A 12571-nucleotide genomic window follows, 5' to 3' on the forward strand; every position below is an offset into this window, starting at 1 on the left:
ATTAGCGGCCGCGGCGGAGTTCTTCGATCAGCGTTTCCAGCAGTTCGGTCTGGCGATCGATCTTCCGCTCCTGCTGTTCGACGCGTTCGACGAGGACGGCGAGCTGTTCGGCCATATCGTCCTCGTCGACCGGGCCAGCAGACTCAAAACCCGAGCCCTCGAAGCCGGTCGTCGCGTCCGCATCGTCGCTGCCGGTCGCGGGTGCTGGGTCCTCAGCGGTCGAATCCGCCTCGGCGACCGCGCCGCCCGAGTCGGTTGTCGGTGTCGCTGCCGACTCCGTCGTCGTCGTTTGGGTGCCGCTACCGCCGTCGTCACCGATCGACGCGGCGAGAGCCTCGTCGGATACGTCGTCGCTGGCGTCGTCAGCGGTGGGTTCGGTTGTGGCGGTCCCCGCAGCGTCGTCGACCTCGTCAGGATCCGTGCTCAACGGGTCGAGGCCTTCGCCGAAGTCCAAATTGCTGCTGCCGGTGTCGTCGGCGTCACCGTCGGCGGTCGGCTCGGCGTCGTCTTCCGCTTGCGCGCGGAGTTCGGTGATGCTATTGATGTCGTGGTACTCACAGACCGCGCCGATGATCGCCTCACGGACCTCGCGGGCCTCGTCGTTGGGCGTTTTGAAGCGATCTTGTCGGCCGCCGTGGGTGAGGACGACCGAGGTGGCGACGCTGCCCTCCTCGAAGGCCACGTCAGTGATCGTGTCGTACTCGAAGGTCTCGAAGTCCTCCGTCCAGACCGCGCTGCCGATGTGTTTGACGACGCGCTCACTCGTGACGATCAGCGTCAGATCGCTGAACCGGAACGTTTTGAGGACGGTCTCGCCCGGTTCGGTGACGCCGGCGGCGTTGATGACGCCCGCGAGGATCGGGTGGATGGCGTCATCGACTTTGCTCGCCGGGAGTGCCAGCGTCTCGTTGCCGTCGAGGCCGTACTCCATCGTGAGTTTGGCTTTCCGGCGACCGACCGACAGCGAGATGCGTTCGGCGTCGTGGGGGTACTCTTCGACGGACTCGTCGGAGAGCAGCCCTTCAGCGCGGTAGACAAGCGTCCGCGTCGGCGTGACGACGAGGACATCCTCGCCGCCGAGGGCCACCTCCGCGACGGCGGGTTCGCCCTCCAAGGCGTCGTCGAGTACGTCGGGCAGGCTCATTACCACATCATCTTTTCGGCGATTCATAAATCCGTCTGTCTCTAATCGGACAGGTGCGACGAAGCGACCGCTCCCAGTCGGTGGGAACGCGGCCCACTGTCGCAAACCGCCTGCCGTGAGGCCGGTGTAGATGAGAAGGTTAAAGAGCGGGATACGGGTATGTAGGGGTGCGGCCGGGTGGCTTAGCTGGACATAGCGCCGCACTCATAGGGTTACTGAGATTCGGTGCGGTACCGCCTTGGAAGCGTCCGCTCCCATGAGGCCTGCCGAGCCTCGTACCTGGGATATGCGGAGATCGTGGGTTCGGAGCCCACCCCGGCCACTCGCTTAATTTCCTCAAAATGCGTTCGCTCACCGAGTCACAACCGTAGCGAAATCCACGTTGCGACTGCTCTTGAACGCTCGAATCGCAAAAACAGCAGTGCCAATCAGTTCAGACCGGGCGGCCGCCTTCGCTGGTGCCAAAGAGGTACGTCCCCGCGGTCAACAGGGCCGACCCGGCGAAGAGCGTGGCCAGCGTTACTGCGTCCGCGGGCCCCGACACACCCGGGAGGAACAACAGCACCCCAACGACGATCAGGATCGCACCGATGCCGGCTTGGTTCGGAATATCCATCGTGGTCGCTACTGCGAACGCGACCGTCTTGAGCGTTCTGCCTTCCGACTTACTCGTCATCAACAACGATTGCTTCCGGTGGCTTGCGCTCGCCGGCCGGCACGACGACGTCGAGCCAGTTTTCCTCCGGCGGCAGCGGGCAGGCGAACGTCTCGCTGTAGGCACAGAAAGGATTGTACGCGAGGTTGAAATCCAGCGTCACGGTGTCACCGTTCGTTAGCTCCTCGTCGGGTTCAGTCTCCATGTACCGCCCGCGGTGGTAGGTCTGCTGGCCCGTCGTCTTATCGCGGAACGGAATGAAGATGGTGTCTGTGTCCTCGCCTTCCTGCTGGTAGCCGGCGAGCTGCTGGCGTTCGTCGCGGAGTTCGAACTCGAAGATGAACGGCCGGAGGTAGCGGATCGGCTGGCCCGCGGTCACGTCGAGTTCGATCGGATCGGGGTTGCTGTAGACGCGAACCCGCGTCGGCACGCGGAACTCCGGCTTTGGCTCGAAGTACGACAGCCCCTCGAAGTCGTCGCGGACTTCGGGTTGGATCGGCGACTGGGGATGTTCGGTGAAGAACTCGTCTTTGTCCGCCCGCATCTGTTTGATCTCGCTGACCCAGCGTTCGTACTCGGCTTCAGCGTCGGCGTCCTCGGAATCGGCCATAGTGCGGCTTCACGACGGAGCTACCTAACGGCGTTGGAAGCGGCGGTAGCGTGACGGAGATGCTGTCGGCGACCGTTATCGGCCGTATGAGTGACCGACGACCAGTGCGACGATGTTGAGCACGAGCAGGCCGAAGACGGTCGACGACGGAAACCAGTCCACTCAACGGCAAACAGCGGGAGATACACCACCGGCAGGCCGATGGCGGCCCAGAACGCGACCGCCCGCGCCGGCTGGCCGAGCCACGATACTACGCTTGGTGGCCGGATAACCCGTATCCCACGATGCGGAAGCGACATCCTAGTAGTCCGACGAACGACTCGCATAAATTCACGTCAACCCTTCGTGTCAGCCATTGCGACGGAGTACCCGTAATCCCCCTTACTTCGAAGTGAGTGTTGGTTGGGAAGCCACCACCCAACCAGCTCCAACGCACTCCTCTCGGGTGGTTTCGAGACAGTTCCTTAGTCCTGGTATCCCAGCAACCGGAGGCCGTTCAGTGAGACGAGGACGGTCGATCCTTCGTGGCCGATCACGGCCAGCGGCAGCGGGATGCCTCTGAGGAGGATCGCGCCGACCATGAGTGCAATCGCCCCGAAGGCGATGGTGAGATTGACGATGAGCGTCCGACGCGTCCGGCGTCCGAGATTGAGGACGTAAGGGATCTTGCTGAGATCGTCGCCCATCAACACCACGTCGGCGGTTTCGAGGGCGACATCGGTTCCCGCACCACCCATCGCCACACCGAGACTCGCCGTAGCGAGTGCCGGGGCGTCGTTGACGCCGTCGCCGACCATCGCCACGTGCTCGTGTCGCTCGACCAACCCCTCGATGGTCGTCACCTTCTCTTCNGGCAGCAGNTCNGCNTGNACNTCGTCGATNCCGACNTCGTCGGCGATCNGCTGGGCGACNCGNTCGTTGTCGCCGGTCAGCATGACGATGTGCTCNACNCCGAGNGNNCGNANNTCNNCGATCATCTCGGCCGCGCCAGGGCGGACCGAGTCAGTGAACGCGAGCCACCCGAGCACAGTAACGCCGTCGTCGGTCTCCCGCGCGACGAGCACGCTCGTCTTTCCTTCCGTTTCCAGTGCTCGGAGCTGTTCCATCCCAGTCTCGAAACCGTCGATTTCCCGGTCGTCGAGGACGGTCCGGAAGTAACTCCGGTTGCCGATGTGGATGGTTTCGGCGTCGACGGTCGCCCGAACTCCTTTGCCGGCGATTGACTGAAACCCCGCTGCGTCGGGCACTGGGAGGTCCCACGTTGCTGCGGCCGTCACCGTCGCGCGAGCGAGGTGGTGCTCCGAGCGTGCCTGCACCGCGGCCGCGACCGCGAGGAGGTCGTCATCGGTCAGCCCCTCGGTCTCGTGAGCCTCCCGGACGCCCACGTCGGTCAATTCTGTATCGCCGCTGGTGAGCGTCCCCGTTTTGTCGAACGCGACGGCGGTGATCGTCGCCGCCGTCTCGACGTGCTCGCCGCCCTTGAACAGGACGCCCTGTCGTCCGCCGGAGGCGATCGCCGAGAGCACCGCCGCCGGCGTCGAGATAATGACGGCACACGGCGAGGCGGCGACCATGAGCGTCATCGCCCGGTAGAACGTCCTGGTGAACTCGCTGCCGAGTGCGAGCGGCAGCAGGATCGCTACAATCGTGAGCGCGAACACGCCCAGGACGTAGGGTTGTTCGAGCCGGTCGATGAGCCGCTGTGTGGGTGCCTTCTCGCTTTGGGCGCGCTCGACCATGTGGATGAGNCGGCTGATCGCCGANTCGNNGGCCTGNCGNGTGACCTCNATNTCNAGGCTNCCNNTNTCGTTGATCGTCCCGCCGAACACCTCGTCGCCGGNCNNNTTCGNNACGGGNACNGANTCGCCGGTGAGNGACGNCTGNTCGACCGTCCCCTCNCCGGNCGCGACGACGCCGTCGAGCGGAATCCTGTCGCCAGGACGGACGACGAACACGTCGCCCACGGCAACCTCGTCNATGGNNACNGTGACNTCCTCNCCGTCACGNAGNACCTGTGCNTCGTCNGGTCGCATNTCGACGAGCGATTTGATCGCGCGGCGTGACCGCCCGATGGCGTAGTGNTGNAGCGTGTTCGANAGCGAAAACANNAANAGNAGCATCGCNCCCTCNAANNGNGCGCCNATCGAGAGNGCNCCGANNGCGGCGACNATCATCAACAGGTCGATGTCGACCGCGCGGTGNNGGAGNGTCTNGANNGCNCCTTTGAGNCCGTACCAGCCGCCGAAGCCGTAAGCGACGCCATAGCCCGCCGCCCCGAGGAGTGACGGCCCACCGAGCCACCCTGTCAGGAGGCCGGTCATCATGCCGAGGAGCGTCAGGCCGACGAAGGCTGCCTCCCGCCTGAGCGTCGACCGCGAGACAATCTCGGTGGGTGCTGTCTCGTTGGGTGCCGTCTCGGACTCGTCTTTGATCGAGAGATTCTGCGCACGGATCGCGTCTGTGAGCTGTGCTACCGAGGTGACGCTGTCGTCGTAGGTGATTCGCACACTGCCGGTGCGGAACGACACGTCGATGGCTTCGACGCCGCGTGTGGTCTGTAGTTGGCGTTCGAGTGCGCGCGCACCCGCTTCGCCACGGCCGCCTCGTCGTTCGATCCGGATCGTATGCGTCGCCAGCGAGGCCGGTTCAGTACTGGCCATCCGGTCCGATCCTCCGTGTCGCGTCGCTGTCGCGCTCCGGGGTTGCCACCACATCGGCCTCCCGTCGTCTGGGTTCGCGGTGGTCTGGCCTCACGGAAGGAACGGTAACCATACGCTGTTGTTCGGCAACGAGCGGAATGAACGTACCGTTCACCCGGTTCGTCTTCGATGCGATAGCTGATTGGCAGCATCAACGAGAGTTTAGGCATCCGCCACGACCGAGCCTCATGGCCGATCTCAACCCGCTCGCAAAGCGGATTCACAACGTATCGCCCGACCCGGTCCGGCTGACGCTCGACGACGGTACTGCGGCCGTCTTTCGCATGGCCTCGACCGAGTTCTTCCAACAGGAGTTTCAGGCCGAGGGATCCCGCGAGGACGACGCTGCCGACTACCGACTCGTCTCCAGTGAGGACAACGAGTCGATTCTCGTCGGGCGACAGCCCGCCGACGCCGAGGGCTGGGAGATGATCGGGACGGTCGTCGAGGCCGAAGCCGCCGACGGCGACGACTAACCGGCGTCTTCCCCCGAGTCTTGGGCGTCGACGACGGCGACACCGGCGAGGTTGACGATGTCCTTCACTTCGTCGCCGCGCTGGAGGACGTGGACCGGTTTGTCCATGCCGACCAGCATCGGTCCGATGGCCGCCGCGCCGCCGAGCCGTTGGAGGAGTTTGTAGCCGATGTTGCCCGATTCGAGGTTCGGGAAGATGAGGACGTTTGCGGGGGCGTCAAGATCGGCGAAGTCGTAGGTATCGGAGAGGATCTCTTCGACGACGGCGGTGTCGGCCTGCATCTCGCCGTCGACCGGGAAGTCGACCGAGGCGTCGCCGTGGAGCCGCGAGACGGCGTCGCGGACCGTATCGGTCGCCTCGTTGCGGACGCTGCCGAAGTNNGAGTACGACAGCANCGCNNCCCGCGGCTCGACGTTGAACCGNCGNGCNANNTCNGCGGTGTGGCGNGNGACCTCCNCCANCACGTCGGCGTCGGGGTNNTGGTTNACCGTNGNGTCNGCNCAGAANACGACNCGNTTNTTGAACGNCAANANGTAGACGCCGGCGNCGTANTCGGCATCGTCGGCGGTGCCGATCACCTGCANCGGCGGNCNGAGCGCGGNNGGGTAGTGNTGGGTCAGCCCGGTNAGCATCGCGTCGGCGTCGCCGGCCTCGACCATGACGCTGCCGAGGTAGTTGGTGTCCCGTTCGATGAGTTCGGCCGCCTCGCTGCGGGTGATGCCGCGCCGACACCGCAGCTCGTGGAGGTGGTCGGCGTAGGCGTCGAGTTCGCGGCCGCTGGGATCGACGACTTCGGGCTCGAACGCGAGACCGAGCTGATCGGCCGTCCGTCGGATTTCGGTTTCATCGCCCAAGAGAATCGGCTCGGCGATTCCCTCCTCGTCGAGCTGATAGGCCGCCCGGATCATCTTTTCATCCGTGCCTTCGGCCAAGGCGACNCGTTTGGGGTCGNNTTTNGCCTTGTTGAGNACGANCCGCATCATCTCGCGGGANTTGCCGAGGCGGGCTTCGAGCTGTTCGGCATAGGTGTCGAGATCGTCGATCTCGGTACGGGCACAGCCGCTTTCCATCGCCGCCTCCGCGACTGCGGGCGCGACCTCGAAGAGGACGCGCGGATCGAGCGGTTTCGGGATGACGTAGTCGGGACCGAACTGGAGAGGTTGATCGCCGTAGGCTTTNACCACCNCGTCNGGCACGTCCTNNCGGGCNAGCTCCGCCANCGCCTCGGCTGCGGCGCGTTTCATCCGTTCGTTGATTTCGGTTGCGCGGACGTCGAGCGCGCCGCGGAAGATGAACGGGAACCCGAGCACGTTGTTNACCNNNTTCGGGTANTCNGAGCGGCCGGTGGCGACGATCACGTCATCCTCGCGGGCCGCTTTGGCGTCCTCGTAGTCGATTTCCGGGTCGGGATTGGCCATCGCAAAGATGATCGGATTGTCGGCCATCGACCGCACCATCTCTTGGGAGACGATGCCGCCGACCGAGAGCCCGACGAAGACGTCCGCGTCTTCCATCGCGTCGGCAAGGTCGCCTTCCGGTACGTCGCGGGCGAACCGCTGTTTGTACTCGTTGATCCCCTCGCGGTCGGTCGTAATGATTCCCGAGGAGTCACACATCGTGATGTTCTCGCGGGCGACGCCCAGCGAGACGTAGAACTCCGCGCTGGCGATGGCGGACGCACCCGCCCCCGAAAAGACGACATCGAGATCGCCGAGATCCTTGCCAGTGATGTCGGCGGCGTTCAGCAGAGCCGCACCCGAAATAATGGCTGTTCCGTGTTGGTCGTCGTGGAAGACGGGAATATCCATCCGGTCGCCGAGGCGGTCCTCGATCTCGAAGCACTCGGGGGCCTTGATATCCTCCAGGTTGATGCCGCCGAAGGTCGGCTCCATGGCGGCAACGGACTCGACGAAGGCGTCGGGATCGCTGATATCGAGTTCGATATCGAAGACATCGATGTCGGCGAACCGCTTGAAGAGGACGCCCTTCCCCTCCATGACGGGTTTGGAGGCCTGCGCGCCGATGTCGCCGAGGCCGAGGACGGCCGAGCCGTTGGAGACGACGCCGACAAGGTTGCCCTTCGCGGTGTACTCGAAGGCAGCACCGGGATCGTCGTCGATATCGCGGCAGGGGGCAGCGACGCCCGGCGAGTACGCGAGGCTCAGGTCCCGTTGGGTGTTGGTCGGCTTCGTCGTCTCGATGGCTATCTTCCCCGCCGGCGGCTCCCGGTGGTACTCGCGTGCATCGTCATCTAATCCCATAGCTACCGATTGCGGGGCAGCGACAAAACGATGGTGGCGAATTACTCGCCGTCCGCAGCCGATCCCCCGGCATCCCGCGTCGGCAACGTGACACGAATCCGGTTGCCGCCGGATTCGGGTGTCTCGACTGCAACCGACCCCTCGGAGAGTTCGACGACCCAGTAGACCAGCCAGAATCCGAGCCCACTGCTGTGATACAGCGCGTCCATTTCGTGGTCGCCCGTGAGGACGCTGGCCTCCATCGAAGGGATCCGCACGCCGTCGTCCGCAACGGTCAGCGTGACCACGTCGCCGACGCTGACAGTCACATCGACCACGGGCTGTGCTCTCTCGTTGTGTGTCACGGCGTTTTCGATGAGTTCGAGGACCGCCGCTTCGAGTTCGTCGATCCCGCAGGTCGGGGCGGTCTCCGGCATCGACACCGTGAGTTCGGCATCAGGGTAGCGGTCGCGGACGGTGTCGACGCTTGCCTCGACGATCGGGACGAGATCGAACGGGCCGACCGATGACGACCCGGTCAGCACCTCGATGACTTCACGCTGTTTCTCCGCGCTGTCGAGGAGATCCGCGCCGGTGCGTCTGATGATGGCCGCGCGGTCGGCTGCCTCGGGGATCGTCTCCTCGATCAGTTCAGCGTGTCCGAGGATCGTCCCCATGTCGTTGCGGACGTTGTGCCGGAGGAGGTTGTCCATCACAGAGAGCTGTCGTTCGCGGCGACGGCGGTCGGTGATATCACGGACGAAGCCCGTGATTCGAACGACCTCGTCGTCCTCGATGATCGGGTCCGCCTGGACCCACACCCAGACCTTGTAGTTCTTTGCCGGATTCACACGGTACTCCATGTCGACCGATCGGCCCGCCGAGAGGCACTCCATCGCGCTTTTGACGGCCGGTACGTCGTCAGGGTGGATCGCATCGAGGAACGCTGCAGGATCGGCCTTGGCGACATCGATCGACTGGCCGAACACCGATTCGTAGGCGGGATTGACAAAGAGGAGTTCCGACCAGTCGCTGTTGAACATCCACAGCACGTCGCTCGTCGTCGAGGAGAGTTCCCGGAGCCGCGTGCTGATCTCTTTGCACTCGCGTTCGGCCGTCACGCGGTCGGTGATGTCGCGGGAACTCACGACGTAGCCGTCGAGGGCCTCGTCAGTGACGTTCGACATCCGGCTTTCGAACCAGACCCACGAGCCGTCGGCCGCCCGGAAGCGGTACTCGATGCTGCCGCTGGTGTAGGTCTCGCTGGTGACCGCATCGATGAACTGGTCGCGGACCGCCGCGACATCGGCAGGGTGGATATAATCGAACGTGTTGGTGCCGATGAGTTCGTCGGGGTCGTAGCCAAGGATTCGTTCGGCCGCGTCGTTGACGTACGAGAACTCACCGTCTTTGTCGAGGAGGGCGATCTTGTCTTGGGCGTGATCGAGGAGGACGCCGAGGGAGGCGGATTGGGACATGGAGGGCGATACCGGGGCTGTGATCGTGGCCGACTGGCTGGACGTTTAACTAGTGTGACACTCTGAGCGGATAAAAACATGCGGGTCGGTTCAGTCCTCACTGGCTGACTTGTCGGCAGTGTTGGCGTCTGCGGCGTCGGCGTCAGCGTCCGCGGTTTCGGCGGGCTCAGTGTCGGTATCGGCGGTGTCGGTGTCGGCGGTTCCGGCAACAACCAACACGAAAGCGACGACAGTGACCGCAAACGTCAGCAGGATCGCCACGGTGTAGCCGTCGGTGTAGGCGATCGTTGCAGTACCGAGCGGCGGCATCAACAGCGAGCCGAGGCCGCCGGCGACGTTGAACACGCCGATGATCGCCGTATCCTTCTCCGGCGGATAGACCGTCATCAACACCGGGATATACAGCGTCGCGGAGCCACCCAACCCGAGGCCGACGAGGCCGATACTCCCGATCAACACGGCCGGGGTGGGAACGACCAACAAAACGATCCCGGCGGTCGCACAGCCCAACGAGAGCAGGAACGCCCGCCGGGAGCCGAGCCGGTCGCCGAGGTGACCGCCGCCGATCCGGGAGATGATGCTCACGCCGCCGATGAGCCCGAACGCTGTCGACGCTGCAGTCTCGCCGAGCCCGCGAGCGGCGAAGAGATCGACGGCGTAGGCCGCCAGCAGTTGGTACCACGCGAAGGCCAGCCCCATCCCGACGAAGAGGTACTGGAACTGTCGCGTCCGCGCGAGGCCGCTCACCCAGCTCAGCAGGTCGCCCGCCGTTGCCGACGACTGGGAGGCCCACGGCGGCCGGCGACAGACCAGCCCCGTCGCCAGAAACGCGAGTGCCGAGACCGCAAGGATCGCCAGAAACCCCTGTCGGACGCCGAGCCTTGCGAAAGCGACCTGCCAGATCGGCGGCAGGATGAACAGCCCGAGGCCGTTGCCAACGAAGATGAGCCCCGTCGCCGCGCCGCGTCGCTCCTCGAACCATCGCGGGACGATCGAGGCTGTGAGGACGAACACCGTCCCGAGTGCTAACCCGAGAATGGCGAAGATGAACAGCAGGCCGACGTAGGAGTCGACGAGATACAGCGACGGCGCGATGAGACCTGTCGCGGCCGCCGCCGTCAGCAGGACGCCGCGGGCTGGCCACCGGACTGACAGCACGCCGACGACGCCCGAGCCGATGAAAAAGGTGAACAGCATGACGGAAAACACCGTCGAGAGCGCGACGGGCGCGATGCCGAAGGCGTCGCTGAACGGCGCGCGGAAAATACCGTAGGACAGCGGCGTGCCGAACGTGAAGATCATCGCTACCGCGCCGACGGCCGCGACCAGCCAACTGTGACGACTATCAGCGACATGGCCGGAGTGCACACCTACAGGTTCGCGGCGCGACGGCCGAAAACGTTCCCTTTGTCGTGACCGCGGCGAGGGACTTTACATACTGGCGTCGAACGGCACGGTATGGCACCGACACACGTCCTCGTCGCCCTCGACGGCTCGCCGCTGGCCGACGAGGCGTTAGCCCACGCGCTGGCCGTCTACGAGTGCCGACTGACGGTCCTCAATATCGTGACGCCGCTGGACGCCGGGATGGCCGAAGGCGGTGTGTTGACGGCCGACGACAGCCGGCTGGAAGCCGCCGAAGAGCGAGCCGAACGCCTGATCGAGCGCGCGAAAACACAGGCCACTGCGGCCGACCGCGAAATCGACACCGCTGTTCGATCCGGTGATCCGGCCGAGACGATCGTCGAGTACGCCGACGCGAACGACGTTGATCATATCGTGATGGGCAGCCACGGCAGTGAGCGCGGCGCGGTTACCCGTCGGCTGCTCGGGACCGTTTCGACGGACGTGCTCGGGGAGGCACCCGTGTCGGTGACGGTCATCAGATAACGGCTACCGCATATCATCTGAGGCACTCACCTAACTGAGTGAAACAACAATCAGATTAGCGATATTGTTATTGCTTGGCGTGCAAGATGGACAGCGCGAGTCTTGCACGGAGCCATTGTGAAAAAGCGGCAGTCCAAATAGATCAGTCAGGTTACACACTGACTGAGATCTCCGAACAATTATAAGAAATATGTTAGAAATACCTACAATTATAAACGGTGAGTTCAGCATGTCATCGACGGCATCACGAGTGCCTCTCAGTGATGTGCCTGAGACAGCGGATTTGCTGCACTTTCGAGGAGAATACACATGGCTGCCATATGGACGTTTTTATACACACTGAGCTGACATCTTTGCTACCATTTACCGACATCTATATACGTTAACATAACAATCATAACATGAATGAAAAATTCTACAAATGGTTATAATGTTGATATCGATGACGAATCTGGGTTCTCACTCACCCGCCGGTCGATGCTCGGCGCGCTGGGTGCCAGTGCAACCGTTGGGCTAGCCGGTTGTTCCGGCGTCACAAATCAGAGTTTCACGGCGCCGTGGGTCGGCATGACCGGCGAGACATTCCCCCATCCCGAGCAGGGCGACCGGCCAGTGACCCTGACGAACGACGAGACGGCCTCCATCGTCGAGACGCGGGATGCGGGCCCGCTAGGCGAGGTCAGCGCGACGCTAAACATGAAAGGGACGAGCTACAACTGGCAGCTGGAAGAGGAGTACCCAGCAACGGTTGGATTCGTGCCGATTCCGATTCCGATTTTGGGCGGCACGGAGATCGCGGGCCCCCTCGACGACCCGCTGGTCTCGCTGGTGTCCGGTGAGTGGGGGCTAGAGCTGTTCAATCGGATGGGGTTCACAGACGAGCCTGTAGACTCTGTTAATTACGTTCGCCAGGATTATGAAGGTTCCGGTGAGTTTCGCCATCCGGACTTCACAAACCTCATTGATTACAAGGTTTTCACCGCGACGGCGACAATGAACGACGAGTCGACCGAGGAGTACTGGATAGGATTACTTCGCATGCGGACGAAGACGGAGGTACTCCCGGACGGCACGGACGATAGCTACGTATTCACTGGTGTGGGAACGTTGGCTGAGAATGTGGACAGCTTCGGATATAACCCAGAGTTCTACGTTGATGAAGCTTCCGACGACTACGGTATCATTGACGAGCCGTAGCACGGCGTCTGGGTTTCGAGTGACTCCACGTGTGCGGAGTGACGCCGGTCGTCGGGGCCTTCGATGGCGGCAAACCAGCGACGGTTCGTCCGCAGCGACTGCCGGCAGTCGCTGCAGCACTCGCAGCTTCTGTTTTGCACGACTCCGAGAACAGCGAAAGTTTCTGTCAGAACCCACAGCGG

9 protein-coding genes, 1 tRNA gene and 1 pseudogene are annotated in these 12571 nt (G+C 63.5%); 4 read left to right on the forward strand and 7 right to left on the reverse strand.

What is annotated here, in order from left to right:
- Nucleotide 1: 1 nt before the first annotated feature.
- Nucleotides 2-1144 carry a DUF7115 domain-containing protein gene (locus EGH24_RS07480; RefSeq protein ID WP_142979549.1) on the reverse strand — a complete coding sequence of 381 codons (1143 nt, stop codon included), beginning with the start codon at nt 1142-1144 and terminating at the stop codon, nt 2-4.
- A 171-nt stretch (nt 1145-1315) separates the two neighbouring features.
- Between EGH24_RS07480 and EGH24_RS07485 the strand changes: the two genes are divergently transcribed.
- Nucleotides 1316-1466, forward strand: a tRNA-Met gene (locus EGH24_RS07485).
- 111 nt (nt 1467-1577) lie between these two features.
- On the opposite strand, the gene EGH24_RS07490 is transcribed toward EGH24_RS07485, so the two are convergent.
- The 3 genes and pseudogenes from EGH24_RS07490 to EGH24_RS07500 form a co-directional block, all read right to left on the reverse strand.
- The gene (locus tag EGH24_RS07490) at nt 1578-1820 is read right to left on the reverse strand and encodes a hypothetical protein (RefSeq protein WP_246057931.1); all 243 of its coding nucleotides are present in this window, start codon (nt 1818-1820) and stop codon (nt 1578-1580) included.
- Nucleotides 1810-2409, reverse strand: a complete 600-nt coding sequence (locus EGH24_RS07495) for a DUF1684 domain-containing protein (RefSeq protein ID WP_142979550.1) — start codon at nt 2407-2409, stop codon at nt 1810-1812. The genes EGH24_RS07490 and EGH24_RS07495 overlap by 11 nt, the downstream gene beginning before the upstream one ends.
- 464 nt (nt 2410-2873) lie before the next feature.
- Nucleotides 2874-5069: pseudogene (locus EGH24_RS07500) on the reverse strand (heavy metal translocating P-type ATPase).
- A 227-nt stretch (nt 5070-5296) separates the two neighbouring features.
- Between EGH24_RS07500 and EGH24_RS07505 the strand changes: the two are divergent.
- Nucleotides 5297-5584 (forward strand): transcriptional regulator, encoded by a 288-nt coding sequence (locus EGH24_RS07505; RefSeq protein WP_142979551.1) that lies wholly within the window; start codon nt 5297-5299, stop codon nt 5582-5584.
- Here EGH24_RS07505 and EGH24_RS07510 read toward each other — a convergent pair.
- From EGH24_RS07510 to EGH24_RS07520, 3 genes are all read right to left on the reverse strand, one after another.
- On the reverse strand, nt 5581-7845 hold the full coding sequence (locus tag EGH24_RS07510; protein WP_142979552.1) for an NADP-dependent malic enzyme: 2265 nt from the start codon (nt 7843-7845) through the stop codon (nt 5581-5583). The two genes, EGH24_RS07505 and EGH24_RS07510, sit on opposite strands and share 4 nt — an antisense overlap.
- 41 nt (nt 7846-7886) lie before the next feature.
- A complete protein-coding gene (locus tag EGH24_RS07515; protein ID WP_142979553.1) occupies nt 7887-9302 on the reverse strand; it encodes a PAS domain-containing sensor histidine kinase in 1416 nt (471 codons plus the stop codon).
- Between the two features lie 90 nt (nt 9303-9392).
- Nucleotides 9393-10604 (reverse strand): MFS transporter, encoded by a 1212-nt coding sequence (locus EGH24_RS07520; protein WP_142979913.1) that lies wholly within the window; start codon nt 10602-10604, stop codon nt 9393-9395.
- A 156-nt stretch (nt 10605-10760) separates the two neighbouring features.
- Between EGH24_RS07520 and EGH24_RS07525 the strand changes: the two genes are divergently transcribed.
- Both EGH24_RS07525 and EGH24_RS07530 read left to right on the forward strand, forming a co-directional pair.
- Nucleotides 10761-11192, forward strand: coding sequence for a universal stress protein (locus EGH24_RS07525; RefSeq protein WP_142979554.1), 432 nt, complete (start codon nt 10761-10763; stop codon nt 11190-11192).
- 405 nt (nt 11193-11597) lie between these two features.
- Nucleotides 11598-12389, forward strand: a complete 792-nt coding sequence (locus EGH24_RS07530) for a hypothetical protein (protein WP_142979555.1) — start codon at nt 11598-11600, stop codon at nt 12387-12389.
- The last annotated feature ends 182 nt before the right edge of the window (nt 12390-12571 follow it).

This window comes from Halonotius terrestris (genome assembly GCF_006861665.1).
Lineage (GTDB): Archaea > Halobacteriota > Halobacteria > Halobacteriales > Haloferacaceae > Halonotius > Halonotius terrestris.